Origin of the sequence: Amycolatopsis sp. NBRC 101858, from assembly GCF_030269325.1 — a bacterium.
GTDB classification, from domain to species: Bacteria; Actinomycetota; Actinomycetes; order Mycobacteriales; family Pseudonocardiaceae; genus Amycolatopsis; species Amycolatopsis ponsaeliensis.
The window spans coordinates 1,703,740-1,725,634 of sequence record NZ_BSTD01000001.1; the positions used below are offsets into that span (position 1 = coordinate 1,703,740).

A 21,895-nucleotide genomic window follows, 5' to 3' on the forward strand; every position below is an offset into this window, starting at 1 on the left:
CGGTGCGGGGGCCGCTGTGTTTCACGCGACGTGCAGGATCGCGTCGGCGTGCTCGAGCAGCTCCCGGGTGAGCGGCGCGTACCGGTGGTCGGCGTCGTCCCGGGTGCGACCGGCCGGGATTTCCGCGGTCAGCTTCCAGGCACCGGTGTCGCGCTGCAGGTGGCCTTCGTAGGTGTCCGCGGCCGGCTCGCCGAGGCCGAGGGCGTCGCTGTGGCCGAGGCTGCCGGCGATGAAGGCGTACCGGTCGCCGAGCCGCGACGCGACGATCGCGCCGGCACCGGATCCCAGGTGGGCGTTGTGCGCGAACACCAGGGTCCGGCCGGGCTGCGAACCGTGGATGTCCCAGAGGTTCTTGGCCATGATGCCCGCGCGGGCGCTCGCGAGGCGGGCGATCCTCGTGTCCCGATCGCCGGGCCGCGCCGACGCCGCGTGGTAGCGCAGCAGATCGAGCCCGGCGTTCGCGTGGATCCGGGCGCGGTCCCACCCGGCGGTCTCGGCTCGGGTGTCGAGGGCCACGAGCAGGTCGTCGGCGATGACCCGCAGCTCGCGGGCCTCGGGTGACGCGCCGGGCGACGCGGCCGGGTCGAGGATCGCCTCGGAGCGGCTCCAGCGTTCGTCGTCGCCGGCCAGGGCCGCGATGTCGACGTCGAGACCCAGGTAGTCGCGGACGTGCTCGAGGTAGGTGCGCGGGCTGGGCGCGCTGTACATCTCGGTCGGGGCGTCGAAGCCGTGGAAGGTCAGCGGTTCGTCGGCGGTCTCGTTGTACTCGCGGATCCACGCGAGCAGCTGCCGGTTGGCGTCCAGCTCGCCGAAGCCGTGCGAGAACCCGCCGTCGAGCGCGGCGACGCGGTCGGTCTCCAGCGCGATCGACCGGAAGCCGTGGGCCGCGAGCTGCGCGAAGAAGTCGTTCCGGAGCCGCGCGAAGGCCGGTTCGAAGTGCGTGGGCTCGCCGAACGCGAGCAGTTCGGCCGTGAAGTCCGTGATGTCCATGTGGTTGAATCGTATCCTTGAAGACTCGGTTGAGACCTGCTGACCTCGCCCGTGAGCACGGCATCTCCACACAGGCGGTCCGCAACTACGAGCAGGACGGCTTCCTGCCGCCGGCTGAGCGCACGCCGAGCGGCTACCGGGTTTACACGGAGGTTCACGCGGCGGCGCTGCGCGCGTTCCTCGCGCTGGTGGCGGCGTACGGGCACGCGACGGCCGGCGGGATCATGACCGCCGTCCACGACGGCGACGTCGGCCGCGCCCTGACGCTCGTCGACCGCGGCCACCTGCGGCTGCTGCGCGACCGGGAAACCCTCGACGCGGTCCGCCAGGCCATCGGCCACCTGACCGAGCCCGTCCCCGAGCCGGCTGCGGCCGACTGGTCCATCGGCGAGCTGGCCCACCGCCTCGGCGTCACCGCGGCGACCGTGCGCGCGTGGGAACGCGCGGGCATCCTCGTCCCCGCCCGCGATCCGGCCACCGGCTACCGCGTCTTCGAAGCGGCCGACGTCCGCGACGCGGAGCTGACCCACCTGCTCAGGCGCGGCGGCTACCCGCTGGCGCACATCGCGACGGTGGTCGGCCAGGTCCGCACCGCGGGCGGCACCGAATCACTGGCTGCCGCGCTGGGGACGTGGCAGGAGAAGCTCACCGCGCGCGGCGTCGCGATGCTCGACGCGGCGGGCCTGCTCAGCGCGTACCTCACTTCACGACCGTGACTCGCGGTGCAGCCGGTCGTACTCGAGGGCGGCTGAGTGCTGGGTGCGCACGCGCAGGGCCTTCTCCCGCTCCTCGTCGTCGGTTTCGTGCAGGCCGAGCTGCACGGCCTGCCGGATCTGCTCGCGGTTGTCGCGCACGACGGCGGAGAAGAAGTCGTCGATCCGCGGGTCGATGAGCACTTCGAGCAGCACGCGGAACGACGTGTCGACGACGGTCCGCACGATCTCGTCGTGGAACGGCAGCCGCTTGAGCTTTCCGAGCTGCGGGTCCGCGGCGATCTTCTCGGCGATGATCGTGCGCAGCTCGGCCTTGTTCCCCTCGAGCGACTTGGCGAGGTTTTCGGGGTAGTTGCCGGTTTCCAGCACCTTGACGACCTCGTCGAGCACGGCGATGGTCACCGGCTTCTTGATGGCCTTGACGATCGGCTCGGACAGCTTGTCGACGAGCCGGTAGGTGAACTGCTCCCCGACGGCCCGGTCCGCCGCCCGCCCGATCCGGACCAGCAGCAGCACGACCCCGATGAACTTGTGCCCGGTGATCACCGGGTGCGCGACCGGGACCATGGCGAACAGCTCGTACCAGTTGCGCACGAGGAACTTCTTGGACCACTTGCGTTTCCGCCACCGCCACAGGAATTCGATGAAGAAGACGCCGCAGATCCCGCAGTCGACGTAGAACATCACGAGGGCGGCGTCGCGCGCGGGCGGGCTGACCAGCATGAACCCGAGCAGCCCGACCGACCCGGCGGCGAGGACGAGCATGATCCAGTCATCGGCCCGCACGTTCCCGGGCAGGATCCCGCTGTTGAGCTCCGGCTCGCGCGCGTCGCGCAGGGTGGCCATGCCCGATGATGGCACGCAGGGTGCTGATCAGCCGGTTCGCCGCCCCGGCTCAGCTCCGCCGCACCCGCCGCGACCGGACCGCGAACAGCGCCGTGCAGGCGGCCGCCGAGAGCAGCAACGCACCGGCCGAGCCCAGCCACCACGGCCAGTCGTGGGTCCACAGGCGGTCCACCGGCCCGGTTTGCGGAAGGTCCACGGTTGCGGCCCCGGCGGCGTAACCCCACCGCGCGGGCGCGAGCCAGGACAGCTGGGCGAGCACCGGCCGCCCGGCGACCGGGATCATCCCGCCGCACAGCACGAGCTGGGCCATCACCGTCACGACGAGCACCGGCGTCGTCTGCTCGATCGACCGCACCAGCGCCGAGCCGAGCAGGCTGAGCAGGCAGGACGCCAGCGCGGTCAGCCAGACCGCGACCGCGAGCTCGCCGACCGGCCGCGACAGCAGGACGGCGTCCACCGGCCCCGGCTTGACCGTCGTCACGACCCCGACGAGCACCGCCGACTGCACGGCCGCGACCAGCGTGAAGACCACGGTCTTCGCGAGCGCGTACGCGCCGGGCCGCAGGCCGACCGCCCGTTCCCGCAGGAAGATCGCCCGCTCGGCGATGGCTTCCCGCGCCGAAGCCGCCGCTCCCATGAACGCCGCGCCGACGAAGACCAGCACGAGCATCTGCCCGGCTTCCATCGGGTGCTCGGGTACCGACCGCCGCAGCCCTTCGTGGCCGGGGACCGCCAGCGCGAGCACGGCCAGCACGACCGGGACGAGCAGCAGGAACAGCGCGTACCCGGGATCGGCGAAGATCAGCCGCAGGTGCCGGGCGGCGAGTGTGCCGACCTGGTGCCCCAGCCCGGCGTGCACGGCTGGCGGCTCCGCGGCCGCCTCGGGCGGCGCCGCGGGACCCACGTGCGCCGGCTGGTGCGGCGGCGCGGTCCCCGCGACCACGCGGTGGAAGATGTCGGCCCAGTCGGCGGTGCCGAACCGCGCCCGCAGTTCGGCGGGCCGCCCGCTGAACACCGGGACGCCACCGGGCGCGAGCAGCAGCACGAGGTCGCACTCGTCGAGGTGCGTGACGTTGTGCGTCACCACCACGACCGTCCGGCCGGCGTCGGCGAGCTCGCGCAGCCGGCCCATGATCTGCTTGTCGAGCGCCGGATCCAGGCCGGAGGTCGGCTCGTCCAGCATCAGCAGCGACGGCGCGGTCAGCAGTTCGAGCGCGATCGACACGCGCTTGCGCTGCCCGCCGGACAGCCGGTGGATGGGCGTGCGCGCGTGCTCGGTCAGCTCGACTTCGGCGAGCGTCTCGGCCACCCGGCGCCGGCGGGCCGCCGGGTCGGTGTCGTCGGGCAACCGCAGTTTCGCCGCGTAGGACAGGGCACTGCGGGCGGTCAGCCGCGTGTGGACGACGTCGTCCTGCGGCACCACCCCGACCCGCCGTGCGACGGCCGAGCGCTGCCGGTGCATGTCGTAGCCGTCGTAGGTGATGCGCCCGCTGGTCGGCGCGACCTCGCCGGAGAGCACCTTGAGCAGCGTCGACTTCCCCGCGCCCGACGGCCCGACGACGGCGACCAGCTGTCCGGGCCGCAGATCGAGCGAGACGCCCGACAGCAGCGACCGGCCCCCGACGGCGAACCCGACGTCGTCGGCCACGAGCCGGGTGCGCTCCCCGCCGGTCGCGACGAGGTTGTCGCCGTCGACCCGCAGATCGGTGGCCCCCACGGTGATCCGGTCCCCGTCCGCGATCGGCGACTTCCCGGCGACCGGGACCCCGTTGACCAGCGTCGGATTCCGGCTGCCGAGGTCGGTCAGCCGCCACGCCCCGCCGACGCGTTCCAGCCGGGCGTGGCGGCGGGAGACCTGCAGGTCGCCCAGCACGATGTCGTTGTCGGAGGCCCGGCCGATGGTGATCCGGACCCGGTTGCCGATCCACACGCCGGTCAGCCGGTCGTGGTCGTCGACGTCGGCACCTCGCCGGGCAGGCCCAGCAGCTCCGCGGTACCGAGCACGAGGAAGCTGTAGTTGCCGGAGGCCGATCGGTTGCCGGACACGGCTTCCCACTGGATCCGCAACCGCAGGACTCCGCTGATGTCGAGGTCGACCGGGACCGGCGTCCCGTACGAGACCGGCTTGTTGAACACCTCACGGCCGTCGGCGAAGATCTCCAGCTGCATCTTGAGGGACGAGTCGCCCGCGTTGTCGTCGATGCCCGCGGTGGCGGTGAACCGGCGGAAGCCCTTGGCGACGTTGTACTCGACGCCCTGCGTGTCCGTGCCGTAGTCCACCGACCGGCCGAGCGCGTGCAGGTAGTTCTTGCCGGCGATGGTGGTGTTCTGGACGTTGTTGTTCCACTCGCCGGACGCGGGGTGGACGGAGTCGAGGTAGACCAGCTGGGCTTGGTGCGCGACGGTCAGCTTCACGGTCCCGCCGATCGCCGCTCCGGCGGCCGGGTCCTGCTCGATCACCGTGCCGTCGGCCGCGGTCGCGTCGATCTTGTCCACAGTGGTCACCTGGATGCCGGGCAGCGCGTCCTGCGCGTCGGCGAGCTTCTTGCCCACCACGTCCGGCATCACGCTGGGCTTCGCCGTCGTGGTCACCGACGGCGAATCGCTGACGGGCGCGACTTCCGCCGCGGCGGAAGTCGCCGGTGCCACGGTCCTTCCCGGCTCCGCGCTGCTGGTCTGCGACGGCCGGAACGCGAACCAGCCGCCGGCCAGCAGGGCCAGGACGACGAACAGGGCCAGCACGATCCGGCCCCGGCGACGGCGTTTCGGCATGGTCCCTCCGGTGGGCATGGTGTTCGGCGAAGTGGTGGGCGCGACGGGACGCCTCGGCGGAGGCGGCGCGGTGCCGAAGACGGTCTGCGTGCCGAGGCCCGTCTCGTTGAGCGGCACCGGCGGCGGCGGCGTGGTGAGCGGGAGGACGAGCGGCTCCTTCATCAGCTCCAGCACCAGCCCGTCCAGGATGGTCGCGACCTGCTGGGCCGAGTCGGGCCGGTCCGACGGCCGCTTGGCCATCAGCCAGGACAGCACGTCCCACAGCTGGTCGGGCACCCCGGCGGGCCGGCCCGGCAACGCGCTTTCGTGCATCCGGATCACCGCGAACGTCGACTGCCCGGCGAACGGCGTGACCCCGCAGCACAGCTCGTACAGCAGGATGCCGAGCGAATACAGGTCCGACGCCGGGGTCGCTTCGAGGCCCTTGCCCAGTTCCGGGGCGAGGTACTGCGGCGTCCCGACCAGCAGCGACCGGCGGCCCAGATCGGTGGCCGTCGCGAGCCGCGAGATGCCGAAGTCCGTCAGGCGCGGGACGGTCCCGTCCATCAGGACGTTCTCCGGCTTGACGTCGCGGTGCACGACGCCGGCCTGGTGCACGGCCGCGAGCGCCGCCGCCACCCCGGCCCCGATGCGGGCGACTTCGGCCGGCAGCAACGACTTCTCCACGGTCAGCCGGGCCCGGAGGTCACCGCCGCCGACCAGGTCCATCACGATCGCCACGGTTTCGCCCTCGACGACGAGGTCGTGCACGCCGACGAGGTTCGGGTGCCGCAGCCCGACCAGGATGGACCGCTCCTGCAGGAACCGCGCCACCAGCTCGGGATCCTCGACGAGCTCGTCGCGCAGCACCTTGAAGGCGTAGGCCCTCCCCTGCTCGTCGGAGCCGGCGAAGACCCGCCCCATCGCACCCGTGCCCAGCTGGTCGCCCAGCCGGTACCGGCTGCCCAGCGCCTTTTCCATGTCGAAGACCTCCAGAACGGTTCAGTCTTCTTCGGGACTTTTCTTCCCGAAGAGGTTGTCGAGGTGGGGAAAGAGCTGCCAGACGAGCACCGGCAGGTTCATCAGGAGCCCGGTGACCCAGGCGCGGTTCCGGAGCTCGGCCCGCCAGCCGAGGGCTTCCCCGATCCGCCGCTCGGCCTCGCCGACGAGCGGGACCGCGGTGGCCTTGTCGCCGGTGAGCATCAGCGCGATGCCGAGGTCGAGCTGGGTCCGCATGGTGTCCGGGTGGTGCGGGCCGATCGAGTCCCGCTGCCGGTCGAGCAGCGGCCGCAGGATGCCGACGACCTTGTCGTACTGCTTGAGCTGGGCGTACGCCTGCGCGGTGGAGTAGCTCAGCCAGTGGTGCAGCGGGTGGTGCGGGCCGAAGACCTTGCCCACGCTCGGTTCGAGCTCCGCGAACTCCCGCAACGCGCGTTTCGGCCGGCCGCGCGTCACGGACGTGCGGGCGCACCGGACGCCGGCGGCCAGTGCCAGCGGGCTTTCGGGTCCGAGCAGCCCGATCAGCTCGTCGCGAGCGGACCGCAGGTGCGCTTCGAGCGCGTCCCAGTTCTCGTCGCGCACCTTGAGTTCGGTGAGTTCCAGCGACATCTCGGCCTCGGCGTGGACGCCGATCGCCTCCAGCCGCAGCGGGTGCCGTTCGTGGTCCGCCGTGTCGTGCTCGCGGATGATCGCTTCGGCGGTCTTCCGCGCCTGCTTGAGCTCGCCGAAGATGATCCGCAGCCGGGCCAGTTCGAGCCGGGCCCGCGGGTCCGGGTCGTCGGCGTCGAGGAGGGCGAGCGCGTCCCGGAACCGGCCGCGCATCCGCTTCGCGACGGCCATGAACACCCGTGCCTCGGTCTCTTCGCCGTCCGGCAGGGACTCCGGCCAGATCGGGTCCGCGTCGGCGAACCGGCCCAGCTGGTCGAGCGCGCGAGCGCAGGTGAGCCGGGCGCGGAAGGCGTCCCCGGAGTCCGCCAGCGGGCGGCAGACCTCGACGGCCGCGTCGAAGTCGCCCGCGTCGACGAGGGCCGCGGCCGCGGCCACGCGATCGGCCGGCCCGGCATCGGCGGTCAGGATCCGCTTGGCCGCTTCCCGCGCGGCCACGACGTCACCCTCGCCGCGGAACCAGTCCAGCCCGATCCGCAGCAACCGGGCTCGCTGCTCGGCGGGCACGCAGTCGTGCTCGGCGAGCGCGGCGGCGTGCTGGTGGAGACGTCCGGCTTCCCCGGACAGTTCGAGCACGGCCGACGCGGTTCGGCGCGTGAGCTCGTCGTCGAGCCCGGCGGCGTCGCGGACGAGGGCGTGGATGTCCCATTCGGACCCGAGGTGGATCAGCAGCGCGCACCGGGCGAGCTCGGCCACGGCCTGATCGACCCGTTCGCCCGGCAGCACCCGCCGCACCAGCTCGGCCGGCACGGGTGCCCGGGAGATCGCCCCGGCGATGCGCAGGATCCGCAGCGCGGTCGGCCCGCAGGCGGCCACCGCGTCCGCCAGCACGCCGGTGCCCTTGACCTCGTCGAGGACCTGCACGAACCCGGCCGGGTCGACCGCGCCCCGGCGGTCGCGCAACGCGGTCACCGCGCTCGTCAGGACGATCGGGTGGCCGCCGCACCGTTCGACGAGCCGCCGCGCGGCCGCGAGCTCGCCGGGATCGTCCGACCCGACGATTTCGGTGTACAGCGCGGCACCTTCGTCTTCGGAGAAGCCGGTCAGGTCGACGACGGGCGCGGGCCAGTCCGGGTTGCCGGACCTCGTGGTGAGCACCGTCCGGACCGACGACGTCGGCATGACGAGCTGGTCGAGCACCTCGGCCGGCAGCTCCGACGGGACGTCGTCGACGATCCACAGCTGCGGTTTCCCGGCCGCGTCGATGCGCCGGGCGACGACGGCCCGGACCTCGTCCGGCGGCAGGTCGCCGACGTCGGCGCCGAGGTCCCGCGCGATCGCGCGGACGTGCTCGTTGAACCGGGCGAGCGCACCGACGGGATCGTCCTGGCCGAACAGCCCCAGCCACCGCACCCCGCCGGCGAAGGCGTCCCGGAAGAGGAAGGCGTACTGCTCGGCCAGGCTGGTCTTCCCGGTCCCGGCGATGCCCCGCACCACGGCGAGCGCCGCCGAAGTCCGCGGCGTGGTGGCCGGCAGTTCGCGGGCGTGCAGGGCGCTGTGGATCGCCCAGAGCTCCCGGTACCGCCCGACGAACCGCCGGGGCCGCAGCAGCCGGGGCAGCACCGGCGCCGTGCTGCGCACCGAGCCGAGCGGAGTGCCCGCCGCACGCGCCAGTTCGGCGATCCGCCGGACGACGACCGCCCGTTCCCGATCGTTCGCCGGCCGGCCGGCGTAAGCGGCGTCTTCCAGTTCCACCGGCGCGATGTGGTTGCCGTCGAGCTCGGGATTGACGACGAGCACACGCCGCCGCGGATCGCCGAGCCGTTGCGCCGCGAGGAAGGCGGACGTCAGCTCCCATTGGCAGGCATACCGCGTCGGAAACCGGCGCGAATAGTAGGCGAGCAGCACTTTCGACCCGGCGAGCGCGGCATCCAGCCTTTCCGTGATGCCCTCGAAGCGCCGGATTTCCTTGTCCCGGAAGACCCGCAGCCCGGCGGCTTCAAGCGCCTCCTGGAGCGCGTTCACCTCGACGCTGTCGGCCCAGGTGAAGCTGAGGAAGATGTCGTAGGACGCGGTCACGCCACACCGCCGGCGCAAGTGGAGTCGTCCAGCCAGCTGATCCGGTCGAAGCCGAACGCCTCGGCGGCAGCGCGCGGCGACGAAAGCGCTTCCGCCTCTTCCGCCCGCAGGACCAGCTCGCCACCGACGTTGTGGAGCGAGAGGGGCACCGTCACGCGGCCACGGCCGGGCTTGCCGAGCGAGAGTTCGAGCCTGCCGCCGTCCCAAGTGGACACGACGAGCAGCCCGGGTGGCGCTTCGGCCGGCGGGAACACCGCGATCACGACCAGCCGGGCGAGCTGCCGGACCTGCCTCAGATCGGCCGACACCGAACGCCGACGCACGGCCAGCACCGGGGTGCGTGACGCGGTCGTTCCCGAGCCGAGAAAGCCGGACCGGCCGTCGGCCAGGTCGTAGGCACAGCCGAGGGTCACGGTCCCGCTGACGGCCTCGGCGGTCAGCAGGCCGATCGCGCTCTGCAGCCGGTCCAGGGTCACGGCGGGCGTCTTCGGCCCGAGCTGCAACCGGCGGCCGGCACCGAGCCGCACGACCGGCCGGCCGGGCCGCCCCACCCGCCGAACCGGCAGCGCGAGGCGAGTGTCCGGCTGTGACGGTCGAGGGGCGCGGTCGAGCACCGCCGGTTCGCCCCCGAGGTCCAGCGACAGGTCACCGCGCGCCAGTTCCACCGGCTCACGGCCATCGAGGTCCAGCGAAACCCGGCCGCGAGGCGCCCGCATCCCGGCCGTGCTCGGCATTCCCCCAACCGGCGCCTGGCCATCGAGGTCCAGCGACACGTCCCCGCGCGCGGGTTCCACCGGCTCACGGCCATCGAGGTCCAGCGAAACCCGGCCATGAGGCGCCCGCACGCCGGCTGAACTCGGCAAAGCCCCACCCGGCATCCCGCCATCGAGATCCAGCGACCCCGCGCCCGGCACTTCCCTCCCGCCGCCGGAATCCGGCGGCGCGGCCGGCCGGCGCCGCCGGAGGAACGTCAGATCGGTGCGGGACTCCGCCCGGCCGGGAGCCGTGAAGTCGAGCGTCATCGCAGGACTCCGTAGTCCTCGGCCAGCGCCGTGATCCCCGCCCGGTACCCCTCGCCGAGCACCTTGAACTTCCAGCCGCCGTTGTGCCGGTAGACCTCACCCAGTGCCAGCGCGGCCTCGCTGTCGAGCGTGGTGGCCAGGTTCTCCGACCGGACCAGCTCCCGGTCGTCGCGGGGGTCGAGCCCGCGCACCGTCAGCGTCCGGAGGCGGCCCAGTCCGCGGCGCAGTCCGTTGCCTTCGTTGACGTACAACACCGCGACGATCCGCGAAACCTCGTCCGGCACCGCCCCGAACACGACTTCGACCTGCTCGGCGTCGTCCCCGGTCAGCGTCACCGAGCGGCTCGGTTCGGTCAGCTGGTTGAAGAAGACGAAGTGGTCCGCCGAGGGGGCCCGGCGCGCGCTGTCGCAGAGGATCGCGGCCATGACCAGGCTGTCGGCCAGCGCCGGTTCCGGCCCGGCTTCCCACCGGACGCCGAGGACGATGCCGGGCAGGTCCGGGATTTCGCGGGTCAGGTCGACGTTCGAGCCACGTCTGAGATCAGCCATCACAGGTCCAGGTCGGAGTTCGAGAACTTCGTGCGGAGGAACGTTTCCTGGGTGCGCAGGGCATCCGCGGCCCGGCCGCGTTCGGCGTCCTGGAGCGAGATCGCCTCGTCCAGCAGCGATTCGAGCAGGGACCCGCTCGCGGTGTCGCCGGCGCGGAGGAACGCTTCCAGGGTCGTCGGCAGGTGATCGGTCACGATCCCGGCCACCGCCACCCGCGTGCGGATGTCCGGCGTCGCGTTCTCGCCGACCAGTTCGGCCAGCACGTCGGTGATCTCCCGCGCGGTGACCACGGCCGACGGCGGCAGCCGGCTCGAACGCGCGTTGACGAACCGGATCAGCGACGCGAGCTCGGCCCGCAGCGCCTCCGGCGTGTCGTCCGGAGGGGCCTCGGCGGGCACCGGGACCAGCCCGGTTTCCCTGCGCAGCCAGGCCATCGGGTCACCTCGTGCCCTCGTGCCGGCGGGTGCGCTCGAGGTAGGGCTTGGCGCGGTCGAGCTGGCCCTGCAGCGCGGCCACCGTGTCCGCCATCGAGTCCGTCGCCTGCGCGCGGAACGTGTCGAGCGCGTCCATGGTCGCGAAGACGTTGTCGAACGCCGCCTGCAGCTTCCCGATCTCGATCGTCGACGACGCCGCCTGCTGGTTGATCTCGGCGCCCTGCTGCTGCAACTGGCGTGAGGTCGCCTCGATCAGGTCCGACGTCGTCGCGTTCAGGGCCGTGACCTGCTGCAGCACGAGTTTCTGGCGGGCCAGCGCCTGCGAGACGATGACCGCGGTGCGCAACGCCGAAATGGTGGTCGTCTGCGCCCGGTCGACGCCCTTGATGAGCTCGATGTTGTTGCGGCGCACCAGATCGAGGGCCATGTACCCCTGCACGGCGACGGCCATCTGGGTCAGGATGTCCTGCCGCCGCTGCCGGACGCCGAACAGGGCGTCGGACTTGAGCGTGTCGGCCTCCTCGGTCCGGCCGAGCGCCTGGAGGTCCGAGACCTTCCGCTCGATCTCGGCGTCGAGCGCGCCGGCGAGCTCGTTGTACTCGGTGAGCTTGCCCATCGTGGCCCAGAGGTTGGCCTTCTCCGTGTCGATGCTCGCGTTGTCCTTGCGGAGCTCGTCCTGGCCGGAGTCGAGCGACCGGATGATGGCGTCGATGTGCGACTGCGCGGTCTGGTACTTCGCGAAGTACCGGTCGACGCGGTCGCCGCCGGGCAGGAACTTCAGCAGCCTGCGCACGCCCTTGAGGTCGGCCCGGTTCGGGTCGAGCTCGGTGATCGTCGAGCGCAGGTCGATGAGCGTCGCGGACACGCGGGTCTGCGCGTCGTCGCGGGGCACGCCCTTGCCGGGCAGCTTGGCGGCGGGCCGGTCGAGCATCCGGTTCGACATCCCCGCCGCCGCCCGCATGTCGCGGTCGCCCATCGACGTGATGCCCTGGATCCGCTGGGCGTAGACCGGCGAGTGGAAGTCCAGTTCGGCCAGCTCCGCGACGAACGCGCGGGCCTTCTGCCGCAGCTCCTCGCGTTTCGCGGGGTCCATGGGTACGGCGCCGGCCGCCTCCTGCTGTTCGACGACCCGGACCGGGGCCGGCGGCGCGAGGACCAGCCCGCTCCCGGGCGCCTGCGCCGCGGCCGACGGTGGCCCGCCGAGCTCGAGATCCGACATCGGAACACCTCCTGGGTCTGGGTTTGGGTCTGGGTCGCCGGTCGCGGTCAGAGGTGCCGGGACACGGCGGGCAGCAGGTCGCGGAACGTCCGGCCGGTGGCGGCCGCGCCGATGGCGGTCATCGCCCAGCCGCCGGGTTCGCGGGTCAGCTTCGCCATGATCTGAGCGGTGTGCCGGCCGGAGCCCGACAGGTCGTAGCGGGCGATCTCACCCTCGTTCGCCTCGTCGACGAGCCGGCAGTAGGCGTTCTCGATCTGCGAGAAGTCCTGGCCGGTGAACGAGTTGACGGTGAAGACGATCGTCGTGACCTGGACGGGGACCCGGCCGAGGTCGACGCGGATCGACTCGTCGTCGCCCTCGCCCTCGCCGGTGAGGTTGTCGCCGGTGTGCCGCACCGAGCCTTCGATGCTGGCCAGCTGCTTGAACCAGACCTGGTCGACGAGCCGGTCGCCGGCGTCGAAGAGCAGCGCGGACGCGTCGAGGTCGATGGTCTGCGCCCGGCTGCCGAACAGGCCGCGCTTGCGCATCGCGTCCCAGCCGAGGCCCATCCGGACCTGCGTCAGCGTGGGGCCGCCGGCCTTGGTCAGCGAGACGCGCTCGCCCTTGGTCAGTGTCACGGTCATTTTCGTGTCCTTTCGAACGGAGTTCGGTTCAGTGGGCCGAGGTGAGCCGGGGCGTGCCGAGCTCGGCGGCCGCCGGCCGGGTCCGCGACAGCCGCCGGTTGCGGACCACCGACGACAGCAGCGCGGTGCCGATGAACCCGACGCCGACCAGGCCGGTGACGATCTCCGGCACGTCGTACCGGATGGTGCAGAGCAGGAGCACGGCGAGCGCGCCGATCGCCCACTGCGCACCGTGTTCGAGGTAGGCGTATTCGTTGAGCGTCCCGTTGCGGACGAGGAACACCGTCAGGGCGCGGATGTAGGCGGCGCCGATGCCCAGGCCGATCGCGATGACGACCGGGTCGGACGTGATGGCGAACGCCCCGACGACGCCGTCGAAGCTGAAGCTCGCGTCCATCACCTCGAGGTAGAGGAACAGGAGGAAGGCCGCTTTGCCGGCGACGGCCACCGGGCGTCCGCCGCGCCCGCCGGCCTCGTCCGGTTCGAACAGCTCGCTCAGCCCGCTCACGAGCAGGTAGGTGATGAGGCCGAGCGCGCCGGAGACGAGAACGCTCACCGGCTTTCCCGCCGGGGCCAGGAAGTCCGCGGTCAGCAGGAGCGCGCCGGCCGCGACGACCACCGAGATCTGCTTCAGGCGGCCGATCCGGGCGAGCGGGCGCTCCAGCCAGGACAGCCAGGTGAGCTCGCGTTCCTCGAAGATGTAGTTCAGGAAGAGCATCAGCAGGAACACGCCGCCGAAGGCCGCGATGGCCGGGTGCGCTTCGTGCAGGACGGAGGCGTACGTGCCCGGGGTGTGGATGTCGCCACCGGCCATCGCGAGGTGGTAGGCCTCGACCGGCGACAGCTTCGCGGTCAGGCAGACGACCACCACCGGGAACAGCAGCCGCATCCCGACGACCGCCACCAGGATCCCGACGGTCAGGAACAGCCGCTGCCACTTCCGGTTCATCCGCGCGAGCACGCCGGCGTTCACGACGGCGTTGTCGAAGGACAGGGAGATCTCCAGCACCGCGAGCACGGCGACGACGGCGAGGCCGAGCGTCCCGCCGTACCAGAACGCCAGCAGCAGGCCGGCCGCCGTGATCGCCAAGGAACCGCCGAATGTCTTCAGCACCATTTCACTCCCGTGTCCGTGTGCCGGTCAGGCGGCGTTGATCCCGTAGTCCTTGGCGATTCCGGCCAGGCCCGAGGTGTAGCCCTGGCCGACGGCCCGGAACTTCCAGTCGCCGCCGTTGCGGTAGAGCTCGCCGAAGACCATCGCGGTCTCCGTGGACGCGTCTTCGGAGAGGTCGTACCGGGCGAGCTCGGCGCCGTCGGACTGGTCGACGACGCGGATGAAGGCGTTGCGCACCTGACCGAAGGCCTGGCCGCGGGAATCGGCCTCGTAGATGGAAACGGGGAACACGATCTTGTCGATCTCGGCCGGCAGGTTCGCGAGGTCGACGGTGACCTGCTCGTCGTCGCCGTCCCCGCCGCCGGTGAGGTTGTCGCCGGTGTGCCGCACCGCGCCGTCCGGGGTGGCCAGGTTGTTGAAGTAGACGAAGTGCTTGTCGGACAAGGCGTTGCCGTCCGCGCCGAGCGCGATCGCGCTCGCGTCGAGGTCGAACTCCTGGCCGCTCGTGGTCCGCTCGTCCCAGCCGAGGCCGACGGTGACCGCGCTCAGGCCGGGCGCCTCCTTCGTCAGCGAAACGTTGCCGCCCTTGCTCAGGCTCACACCCATTTTGTCCTCCTCGGTCGCCGAAAACCCGGCAGGACACCGCGTGCATTCACGGCGTCCGCCGATGTCGGCAGAAGAATGGTTTCCGTTACACCCGGCGGATCGCTTTCGCTTTATCCGGGTACCACCGATCGACAGTGGATACCCACCCCAGTCGCCGGATCCGGTCGGCTCGTTACCGGCCGCGGTGTGCTTGACCGGATCGTCACCAATTCCGAATCAGCGTGCCGGCGGCATCGGGCGCGCAGGGGAAAAGTGTCGCGCTTTTGTCATGTTTACGACGCGGCTTTCCGCGGCCGGATAGGGCATCTTGGAAGAAGACGCTCACGTCGAGGAGGAGCATGGCGCGCACGGGGCACGGCCGGTCAGGGGGCGGCCGGCTGCCAGCCCACGCCGTAGGACCTCGCCGGCTGGAGGTCCTGGAAACCGGTGCGCACCTCGCCCGCGTTGTCGAGGAAGAGCGGTTTGCGCTCCGGCAGCGGGTCGCCCGCGTCCTTGGAGAGGTCGCCGTCGATGCGCCAGATCCGCAGCGGCGGCTCGCGCCGATCGAACCGGACATTGAGATCGAAACTCTCGCAGGGGAATTCCGGGGTGCAGCAGTAGAACGGCGACGGCAGCTCTTCCAGCTTGACGCGGAAGAAGAATTCGTGCTGGTCACCGGCGTCCAGAACGTGCGGCGGCCGCAAGCGGAACGCCACCCGGGTGGAGGAGACCATCCGCACGGAATGCACCTCGCCGCCCGAGACGACGTCGATGCCGAGGCCGTCGAGGTCGGGCTCGGCGGTCGGGCTGACCGGCCGCGCGAGGGAGATGCCGTGCTCGATTTCCGCGAGCCCGGCGACGTGGCTGACGATCCGCCGGGATTCGAAGACCTCGGCGGCGGCACCGGTGAGGTTCAGCCGGACCGCCAGCGCCGACGTGTGCCACGGACCCTGGCTGATCGCCGACGAGCTCCCGTACGCCGCCGGAGCCCCGTACGCGGCCTCGGCCATGAGGTAGATGACGTCGTCGGCGCGGCGCTGCATCGTGCGGATGTTGCGGTCGGCGCCGGTGCCCAGCAGTTCGAGGCGCGCGGTGTACCGCTCGTTCGCGCCGGTGCCGAACCCCAGCACGATCCGCGCCGTCTTCTGCTGCGGCACGGGCAGCTTCTCGATCAAGGACAGAAGCGTGGCGACCACTCTCGCGCGGACCGTCCCCGGCGTGTCGTCCTCGCGGATCCCGCACACCTCGCGCAGTTCTTCGCCGACGACACCGGGCAGGTTCTTCGCTTGGACGCCCAGACCTTTGCGAAGCAGTTTCAGCTCCGTTGAGAGAGCGTTGATCTTCGCGTCGGCCGCCTCCTGAGCCAAGCCCGCCACCTCCGTCTTGGTCGCTGCGGGGAAGTGTACTCATGGTCCGCCGCGCACCGCGGGGCCGTCACCCGTTTCCCGGCTGTTTCCGGAACCGGGAAACAGTGCGGGTCGAGCCAGCCACCACCGTTTCCTCCCGACCGGCAACGGGAAACATCTGTTTTCACCGAATTCACCGGGTGAAGCTTGGGTCGCCGAAATCCTTCGGCGAAAACAAGCAATTCGATCCGGAAAGGTGAACGCGATGCACACGCACCTCATCATCGTGCTCGGCCAGCTGGTCTCCCTGCTGGGCTGACCAGGAACAGGCCGGCGGGCCCGGGCCGCCGGCCATCCTTCCCTCACCCCACCGAATACAGGATGATTGACCGATGCAGGACTTTGGAGCGGAATTGAAACGTCGACGGACGTCGGTCGGCATGTCACTGACCGGACTCGCGGCCGCCGTGCATTTCACCAAGGGCTATCTCAGCAAGGTGGAGAACGGCAAGGCCCGGGTGAACCGGGACTTGGCGAAGGCCTGCGACCTGGCGCTCGACGCCAAGGGGGAACTGCTCGCCCTCGTCGCGGAACAGGGAATGCCCGCGCGCCGCAACGCCGGCGGCATTGTCGGCCTGCCGGACGGCGGCCGGTACTTCGTCGGCCGGGAAACCGAGCTCGACGCGCTTTCCGCACTGCTGCTGGACCCGGACGACGCCCGGGTCGGCGTCGTGCACGGAATGGCGGGGGCCGGCAAGACGGCGTTGGCCGTCGCCGCCGCCCGCCGCGTCGAGCGGGCCTTCCCGGACGGCTGCCTCTTCTTCGACCTGCGCGGGCACACGCCCGGCGCGACCGAGCTGTCGGCCGGTGAAGCCCTCGGCCGGCTGCTGCGGCTGCTCGACGTCTCGGCCGACCAGCTGCCCGCCGACGAGGACGGCCTGGCCAACCTGGTCCGCGACCAGCTGCGCAGCCGGCGCATGATCCTCGTGCTGGACAACGTGCGCTCCGCCGAACAGATCCGCGCGATCGTCCCGGGCGAGACGTCGTCCCGGATCCTGGTGACCAGCCGGGGCCGGCTCCCCGCGCTCGACGACGCGTGGCACTTCCCGGTCGACGTGCTGCCGCTCGAGGACGCCGTGCGGCTCCTGCGCTCCGTCGCCGGCGAGCACGCACCGGACGACGAAAGCGTGGCGACCGAGCTCGTCCGGCACTGCGGGCGGCTGCCGCTCGCGATCCGCATCGTGGCCGCCCGGTTCGTCGCCGGCGGCTGGACGGCGACGAGGCTGCGCGACCGGCTGGCCGACGAGCAGACCCGCCTCGGCACCCTGGACGACGGCGAGCGCAGCGTCGCCACCGCGTTCACCGTCTCCTACGACTCCCTGCCCGGCGACCAGCGGCGGCTGCTCGGCCTGCTCGCCCTCCACCCCGCGACCGCCGCGGAGACGGCCGCCGTCGAAGCGCTCGCGGGCCTCGGCCCCGGCGAAGCGGATCGGCTGGTGGACCGGCTGCACGACGCCCACCTGGTCGTCCGCGACGAACGCGGGTACGTCGAGCTCCACGACCTGATGCGGATGTTCGCCTCGACGCACGCGCTTCCGGACGTCGAGCCGGCCGACCGCGAGGTCGCCGTGAGCCGGCTGGTCGACCACGCGCTGAAGACGACGCTCGCGGCCGACGAACTCGCGGAGCCCTTCCGGTTCCGCCCGGAGACGGGGCTTCCCGCGTCGTCCACGGTTCCGTTCGCCGACGCCGACGGCGCGCTCGCCTGGCTGACCGCGCAGTGGCCGATGCTGGCCGAGATCGTCGACTCGGCGTTCCGGCACGGGTTCCACGACCGCTGCTGGCAGCTCGCTTTCGTGCTCCGCGCGTTCTTCTTCCGCGAGAAGCTGTTCGAGCCGTGGATCCGGACGCACGAGCGCGCGCTCGAAGCGGCGCGCGCGACCGGCGACCCGAGTGCGACCGGGATGATCCTCAACAACCTGGGCATGGCCTGCATCGAGTCGGGTCGCGTCGACGACGCCATCCGGTTCCACCAGCAGGCACAGGAGTGTTTCGCCCGGGCGCGCGACGACCGCGGCGCGATCGACGCGCTGTCCAGCCTGGCGTGGGCGCGCCTGTACCGCGGCGAAGCCGAAACGGCGTTGACCGACCTGACGACGGTGCTGGACGTCTACCGCCGGACCGGCCGGACCCGCAACGTGGTCATCGCCCTGCGCGGCATCGCACTCGCATCGACGGCGCTGGACCGGTTCCCCGAGGCGCTGTCCAGGGCGCGCGAGGCGCTTGAGCTGGCCCAGCTGCCGGTCGATCGCGCGATGTCGGCCAACGGCGAGGCGTGGGTCCGGTTCCGCGCCGGTCAATGGGACGACGCGGAGCGCGGCTATCGCACCGCGGCCGAACTGGCCGACGACGCGGGGAGCGAGTACGAGCGCGCCCGGGCATTGACGGGCTTGGGCAACACGGCGGCCGCCCGCGGCGACCACCAGGAGGCGGCTCGCTGGTGGGCGGAGGCTGCCGCATACCGCGTCACGCTCGATCCGACGGTGCTCGGCGAGGCCGCGTACCGGAACCGCCTCGCCGCCGTCGTCGCCGAGTGAGCACTCAGAACACGACGAAGAAGATGAGGCGCTTCGCCTGCCAGGTCCAGATCCGCCAGGCGTAGTGGCCGGCCAGGCCGGACAGAGCCAAGGCGAGGAGGCCGCCGAGGACCGAGCTGTTCCCCAGCAGCGTGAACCCGCCGATCGCCAGGACGACGGTCCAGGCCGTCCACAGCAGGCCGTAGCCGACGCGGCGACCTTCGCTGTAGGGGCGGACTTCGGTGGTGGGGCCCGGTACCGGGCCCATCGGTGGCTGCGCTTCCGCACTCATGACGGCTCCTCTTCGCGGTGGTTTCGGCTTTCCTGCCCACCAGTCGCCGCGGCGGCGAAACGCGTTGCGGTCGCCCGCGCATTGTCGGGTTTCTGACGCGTTCTGCAGGTTTCCGGGGAAAGCCGTTTCCGGCAACGGAAACTCCTTGTTGCCACCGCACTCCGGAGCGCACCATTGATGCAGTCCCGAATTCCGCGGCCGCCGCGGGAATTCGAAAGCCCCGTTTTCCGAGGAGCCTGCCATGATGGTCGTCTGTTCTTTTTCCGCTCTCGTCCGCACCGCGCTGTTCCTGGTCGTGGTGGCCCTGGTGGCCGGCGTCTCGCTGGCGGGCCCCAGCACGCCGCCGAGCACGCCCGGCCAGGGCCCGGCGGTGTCCATGTCCACCCGCGAGCCCGTCGAGCACTGACCGGCCGTGGACTCGCTACTCGAACAGCACCGGGTTCCCCCACGCCAGCTCCGGGAGCTTGTTCGACTGCCCACCGGCGGCCAGCACACCCGCCAGCAGCGGGCTGGCGGTGGTACCCGGCCGGTACGCGACGAGCTTGAGCCGCAGCACGTTGACGACGTCGTAGCGCATCCACGCCGGCCGTCCCATGCGGACCTCGACCTGCTCTTGCGGGACGTTGTCGAGGAAGACCTGGAAGTAGCCGAGCTGGCCCGCGTCGGCCGCGTCGTCGAGCACGCCGGCGACGGCCTCGAAACCCGTGTAACGCCGGCCGAGGTTGTATTCGACGACCGCGCGCGGTTCGTTCGCGAACAGGGAAGGCCGGTAGACGATGCTGTCCCCCCGGTGCATCCCGTCGATCTCCGCGCCGGTCATGCGGACGTCCGAGCTGCAACTGGCGGGGCGCAGCGCGGCGGTCAGCAGGACCGGCTTCGCCGTGGGTTTCGCCGTACCGTCCGCGGGCCGGGCGCCGATGAAGGTGCCGATCTCGGGAACGGCGAAGCGCGGCACCCCGGTGAACGCGACCAGCAGTTCCGCGACGCCGGCCGGCGTGAATTCCTTGATTTCGTACCGCGTGGTGGAGTGCGCGTTGAGGAACGACGGGATCTCCTCGATCCGGCGGCCCGGGAGCACGACGGGCAGGATCCGCCGGGTGGCGCGGGGCAGGTCCTGGGTGATGTTGTCCCGGATCATCGCGGCTTCGAACTGCGCACCTCGTCCGAGGTGCGGCACCTCGGTGCCTTCGGCGCGCCGCTTGTAGTCCGGCGAGGCGATCACCAGGACGAAGTCCGCTTCGGTGAGCTGCTCGATCGCCCAGAGCGACCAGTCGCGGCGGCCGTCGTCGGCCCATTGGTCGAGCCGGACGTCGATCCCCGCACCGGCGCGCAGGAACGTCGCGAATTCGCGAACGAGGTCACGGTGGCGTTCGTCGTCGTGCGAATAGGTGATGAAGACCCTCGGCGGCTTTCCCGCGCCCGGCGTGACTTCTTCTTGCTGCTCCATCGTCATGAAGTTCCCTCGGGGCCACGGGTCGGTACGCCGATTGAACCTCAGGATCGCGGATCGCGAAGTCCGGCCGGACGCACTGTTCGCGTTTTGTCCAAGGGTTGTCCAGAAACCACGCCGGGCCGTTCAGGCTTCGAGGACCTCCCGGAGCTTCCGCGCGAAGGCTTCGGGCTGGCCGGCGTAGCCGAACTCGCCGCCGAGGAAGCCGCCGTGGTGGCTGGGGAAGACCGTCGCCTCCTGGCCGAGGCGTTCGGCGGTGGCGAGCGCGGTGCGCCCGGTCATGACGTCGATGGACTCTTCGCCCACCGCGATCACGATTCGCGTCGGTGCCGCGGTCAGCGCGTCGACGTCCAGCTCGTAGGCCGTGACGGCCAAGGAGCGGTCGGTCAGCAGCGGGTCGTCGCGGCGGCCGTCGTCTTCGGCCGGCATGCCGAACTGGGCCGGGTCCGCCGCGGGCAGCGCGAAGTAGTCGTCGGTGAATTCGCCCTTCCACGAGGTCATCGCGATGAAGGCCGCCATGCCGGCGCCGAAGCCCCCGGCCTGGTAGGCGTCCCGGAACGCTTTGCCCGCCCGCTCGGCCGCGGCGGCATCGGGCAGCACCCCGACGAGTGGCGGTTCGTGGGCGACGAGGGTGCTGACGTCGTCGGGATAGGCGGCGACGAGGGCGAGCGACGCGACGGCACCCCCGCTGCTCCCGAACACCTCGACCGGGCCGGCGCCGAGGGCCTGGATGACGCCGTGGAGGTCGCCGGCCTGGGTGGCGGGCACGTGGTCTTCCCGGCCGTCCTTGCGGACGCTGCGCCCGAGGCCGCGCGGGTCGTAGGTGACGACGGTCCGGTCGGGGAAGTAGGCGGCGAGGGTGCTGAACCCACCGGCCTCCATGGGTTGCCCGACCATGAGGAGCGGCGGCCGCGGGCTGTCGGCGGGCGCGGGCCCGTGGACGTCGTAGACGACGTCGGCCTCGGGTGTTTCGAGTACGTGGGTGGTGGTCATGGGTTCCTCCCCCGGGGTTCGGGACTCCGGGGGAGCGTAGCCCGGAGCACCGACAATTCCGGCGTTCCGGCTGGTCGCGCGCCGTGGTGTCGATCCACGGAGGCGGGGCGTATGAGACCCCGCTGGTTGCCGAACCGCGCGCGTGGGGTGGCCGGCCGGACTCGCACCGGCTTCGCCCGGGGTCACAGCCCGGGGCCTCGTCTCCTTCGGCTTCGGCCACAGTCGTCCCGCCAGGATTCGAACCCGGGACCACCCCGATGTGGGCGGGGAGCTCTTCCGCTGAGCTACGGGACGTCGCTCCCCCGCCAGGACTCGAACCCGGTACCTCCCGATCAACAGTCGGGTGCGCAGCCCGTTGCGCTTCGGGGGAAAAGTGGATCGCCGGGGATTCGAACCCCGAACCCGCCGAGTAAGAGTCGGCTGCTCTGACCGTTGGAGCTAGCGATCCCCCGAGCGGCCGGCGGGCATCGAACCCACTGCTCCGGTTCGGAAGACCGGTGTGTCCGCCGAGTTCACCACGGCCGCGGAACCCCGGCCGGGCCGACCGGGGGCACTCGCGTCCGCCGTACTCTTACGGCGAAGACGAGCGCGGAAAAAAGAATGCACGAAAAAGCCGCCCGGATCGGTTTCCCGATGGGCGGCTCCCGTGGCGTGACAAAGCGCTACACCAGAGGGAGCCCTCGAAGATTGTGTACCTGCATGTGCTTCA

At 71.5% G+C, this 21,895-nt stretch carries 19 protein-coding genes and 5 tRNA genes; 3 read left to right on the plus strand and 21 right to left on the minus strand.

Annotated features, from left to right (window positions below; all coding sequences use genetic code 11):
- Positions 1-21: 21 nt before the first annotated feature.
- Positions 22-990: an erythromycin esterase family protein gene (locus QSK39_RS08165; RefSeq protein ID WP_285477013.1), complete on the minus strand. Its 969-nt coding sequence runs from the start codon at positions 988-990 to the stop codon at positions 22-24.
- A 29-nt stretch (positions 991-1,019) separates the two neighbouring features.
- Here QSK39_RS08165 and QSK39_RS08170 point away from each other — a divergent pair, with 29 nt between their 5' ends.
- A complete protein-coding gene (locus QSK39_RS08170) occupies positions 1,020-1,706 on the plus strand; it encodes a TioE family transcriptional regulator (RefSeq protein WP_285477014.1) in 687 nt (228 codons plus the stop codon).
- Here QSK39_RS08170 and QSK39_RS08175 read toward each other — a convergent pair.
- The 12 genes from QSK39_RS08175 to QSK39_RS08230 form a co-directional block, all read right to left on the minus strand.
- Positions 1,695-2,549 carry an ion transporter gene (locus QSK39_RS08175; protein WP_285477015.1) on the minus strand — a complete coding sequence of 285 codons (855 nt, stop codon included), beginning with the start codon at positions 2,547-2,549 and terminating at the stop codon, positions 1,695-1,697. The genes QSK39_RS08170 and QSK39_RS08175 overlap by 12 nt on opposite strands.
- A gap of 49 nt (positions 2,550-2,598) precedes the next feature.
- Positions 2,599-4,479, minus strand: a complete 1,881-nt coding sequence (locus tag QSK39_RS08180; RefSeq protein ID WP_285477016.1) for an ATP-binding cassette domain-containing protein — start codon at positions 4,477-4,479, stop codon at positions 2,599-2,601.
- 5 nt (positions 4,480-4,484) lie between these two features.
- On the minus strand, positions 4,485-6,281 hold the full coding sequence (locus tag QSK39_RS08185; protein ID WP_285477017.1) for a protein kinase domain-containing protein: 1,797 nt from the start codon (positions 6,279-6,281) through the stop codon (positions 4,485-4,487).
- Between the two features lie 21 nt (positions 6,282-6,302).
- Positions 6,303-8,984: a tetratricopeptide repeat protein gene (locus tag QSK39_RS08190; RefSeq protein WP_285477018.1), complete on the minus strand. Its 2,682-nt coding sequence runs from the start codon at positions 8,982-8,984 to the stop codon at positions 6,303-6,305.
- Positions 8,981-10,006 carry a hypothetical protein gene (locus tag QSK39_RS08195; protein ID WP_285477019.1) on the minus strand — a complete coding sequence of 342 codons (1,026 nt, stop codon included), beginning with the start codon at positions 10,004-10,006 and terminating at the stop codon, positions 8,981-8,983. The genes QSK39_RS08190 and QSK39_RS08195 overlap by 4 nt, the downstream gene beginning before the upstream one ends.
- Positions 10,003-10,554 (minus strand): TerD family protein, encoded by a 552-nt coding sequence (locus QSK39_RS08200; protein WP_285477020.1) that lies wholly within the window; start codon positions 10,552-10,554, stop codon positions 10,003-10,005. The genes QSK39_RS08195 and QSK39_RS08200 overlap by 4 nt, the downstream gene beginning before the upstream one ends.
- The gene (locus tag QSK39_RS08205) at positions 10,554-10,988 is read right to left on the minus strand and encodes a hypothetical protein (RefSeq protein ID WP_285477021.1); all 435 of its coding nucleotides are present in this window, start codon (positions 10,986-10,988) and stop codon (positions 10,554-10,556) included. Before QSK39_RS08205 ends, QSK39_RS08200 begins: the two co-directional genes overlap by 1 nt.
- 4 nt (positions 10,989-10,992) lie before the next feature.
- Positions 10,993-12,207 (minus strand): toxic anion resistance protein, encoded by a 1,215-nt coding sequence (locus QSK39_RS08210; protein ID WP_285477022.1) that lies wholly within the window; start codon positions 12,205-12,207, stop codon positions 10,993-10,995.
- Positions 12,208-12,254: 47 nt separating this feature from the next.
- Positions 12,255-12,830, minus strand: coding sequence for a TerD family protein (locus QSK39_RS08215; protein WP_285477023.1), 576 nt, complete (start codon positions 12,828-12,830; stop codon positions 12,255-12,257).
- Between the two features lie 28 nt (positions 12,831-12,858).
- On the minus strand, positions 12,859-13,947 hold the full coding sequence (locus QSK39_RS08220; RefSeq protein ID WP_285477024.1) for a DUF475 domain-containing protein: 1,089 nt from the start codon (positions 13,945-13,947) through the stop codon (positions 12,859-12,861).
- Positions 13,948-13,971: 24 nt separating this feature from the next.
- Positions 13,972-14,550 carry a TerD family protein gene (locus tag QSK39_RS08225; RefSeq protein ID WP_285477025.1) on the minus strand — a complete coding sequence of 193 codons (579 nt, stop codon included), beginning with the start codon at positions 14,548-14,550 and terminating at the stop codon, positions 13,972-13,974.
- Between the two features lie 362 nt (positions 14,551-14,912).
- Positions 14,913-15,896, minus strand: coding sequence for a hypothetical protein (locus QSK39_RS08230; protein ID WP_285477026.1), 984 nt, complete (start codon positions 15,894-15,896; stop codon positions 14,913-14,915).
- 371 nt (positions 15,897-16,267) lie between these two features.
- On the opposite strand from QSK39_RS08230, the gene QSK39_RS08235 reads away from it, so the two are divergent.
- Entirely contained in the window at positions 16,268-18,472 is a 2,205-nt protein-coding gene (locus QSK39_RS08235; protein ID WP_285477027.1) for a helix-turn-helix domain-containing protein, read from the plus strand.
- A 4-nt stretch (positions 18,473-18,476) separates the two neighbouring features.
- Here the strand turns inward: QSK39_RS08235 and QSK39_RS08240 are convergent, their stop codons facing one another.
- Positions 18,477-18,743 carry a hypothetical protein gene (locus QSK39_RS08240; protein WP_285477028.1) on the minus strand — a complete coding sequence of 89 codons (267 nt, stop codon included), beginning with the start codon at positions 18,741-18,743 and terminating at the stop codon, positions 18,477-18,479.
- A gap of 241 nt (positions 18,744-18,984) precedes the next feature.
- Here QSK39_RS08240 and QSK39_RS08245 point away from each other — a divergent pair, with 241 nt between their 5' ends.
- On the plus strand, positions 18,985-19,149 hold the full coding sequence (locus QSK39_RS08245) for a hypothetical protein (RefSeq protein WP_285477029.1): 165 nt from the start codon (positions 18,985-18,987) through the stop codon (positions 19,147-19,149).
- Positions 19,150-19,164: 15 nt separating this feature from the next.
- On the opposite strand, the gene QSK39_RS08250 is transcribed toward QSK39_RS08245, so the two are convergent.
- From QSK39_RS08250 to QSK39_RS08280, 7 genes are all read right to left on the minus strand, one after another.
- Positions 19,165-20,190, minus strand: a complete 1,026-nt coding sequence (locus QSK39_RS08250) for an SEFIR domain-containing protein (RefSeq protein WP_285477030.1) — start codon at positions 20,188-20,190, stop codon at positions 19,165-19,167.
- A 129-nt stretch (positions 20,191-20,319) separates the two neighbouring features.
- Positions 20,320-21,186, minus strand: a complete 867-nt coding sequence (locus QSK39_RS08255; protein ID WP_285477031.1) for an alpha/beta fold hydrolase — start codon at positions 21,184-21,186, stop codon at positions 20,320-20,322.
- A gap of 143 nt (positions 21,187-21,329) precedes the next feature.
- A tRNA-His gene (locus tag QSK39_RS08260) sits at positions 21,330-21,406 on the minus strand.
- Positions 21,407-21,408: 2 nt separating this feature from the next.
- Positions 21,409-21,480 (minus strand) — tRNA-Val (locus QSK39_RS08265).
- Between the two features lie 3 nt (positions 21,481-21,483).
- Positions 21,484-21,556: transfer RNA gene (locus QSK39_RS08270), tRNA-Asn, on the minus strand.
- 4 nt (positions 21,557-21,560) lie between these two features.
- Positions 21,561-21,634, minus strand: a tRNA-Lys gene (locus QSK39_RS08275).
- A gap of 4 nt (positions 21,635-21,638) precedes the next feature.
- Positions 21,639-21,711, minus strand: a tRNA-Gly gene (locus tag QSK39_RS08280).
- Between the last annotated feature and the right edge of the window lie 184 nt (positions 21,712-21,895).

What these genes read in the sequence shown, in the direction of transcription:
- QSK39_RS08220 (WP_285477024.1), bottom strand. Translation starts at nt 13,947, where the DNA reads ATGGTGCTGAAGACATTCGGCGGTTCCTTGGCGATCACGGCGGCCGGC.
- QSK39_RS08200 (WP_285477020.1), bottom strand. Translation starts at nt 10,554, where the DNA reads ATGGCTGATCTCAGACGTGGCTCGAACGTCGACCTGACCCGCGAAATC.
- QSK39_RS08195 (WP_285477019.1), bottom strand. Translation starts at nt 10,006, where the DNA reads ATGACGCTCGACTTCACGGCTCCCGGCCGGGCGGAGTCCCGCACCGAT.
- QSK39_RS08250 (WP_285477030.1), bottom strand. Translation starts at nt 20,190, where the DNA reads ATGGAGCAGCAAGAAGAAGTCACGCCGGGCGCGGGAAAGCCGCCGAGG.
- QSK39_RS08255 (WP_285477031.1), bottom strand. Translation starts at nt 21,186, where the DNA reads ATGACCACCACCCACGTACTCGAAACACCCGAGGCCGACGTCGTCTAC.
- QSK39_RS08165 (WP_285477013.1), bottom strand. Translation starts at nt 990, where the DNA reads ATGGACATCACGGACTTCACGGCCGAACTGCTCGCGTTCGGCGAGCCC.
- QSK39_RS08210 (WP_285477022.1), bottom strand. Translation starts at nt 12,207, where the DNA reads ATGTCGGATCTCGAGCTCGGCGGGCCACCGTCGGCCGCGGCGCAGGCG.
- QSK39_RS08245 (WP_285477029.1), top strand. Translation starts at nt 18,985, where the DNA reads ATGATGGTCGTCTGTTCTTTTTCCGCTCTCGTCCGCACCGCGCTGTTC.
- QSK39_RS08175 (WP_285477015.1), bottom strand. Translation starts at nt 2,549, where the DNA reads ATGGCCACCCTGCGCGACGCGCGCGAGCCGGAGCTCAACAGCGGGATC.
- QSK39_RS08225 (WP_285477025.1), bottom strand. Translation starts at nt 14,550, where the DNA reads ATGGGTGTGAGCCTGAGCAAGGGCGGCAACGTTTCGCTGACGAAGGAG.
- QSK39_RS08205 (WP_285477021.1), bottom strand. Translation starts at nt 10,988, where the DNA reads ATGGCCTGGCTGCGCAGGGAAACCGGGCTGGTCCCGGTGCCCGCCGAG.
- QSK39_RS08215 (WP_285477023.1), bottom strand. Translation starts at nt 12,830, where the DNA reads ATGACCGTGACACTGACCAAGGGCGAGCGCGTCTCGCTGACCAAGGCC.
- QSK39_RS08240 (WP_285477028.1), bottom strand. Translation starts at nt 18,743, where the DNA reads ATGAGTGCGGAAGCGCAGCCACCGATGGGCCCGGTACCGGGCCCCACC.
- QSK39_RS08235 (WP_285477027.1), top strand. Translation starts at nt 16,268, where the DNA reads ATGCAGGACTTTGGAGCGGAATTGAAACGTCGACGGACGTCGGTCGGC.
- QSK39_RS08185 (WP_285477017.1), bottom strand. Translation starts at nt 6,281, where the DNA reads ATGGAAAAGGCGCTGGGCAGCCGGTACCGGCTGGGCGACCAGCTGGGC.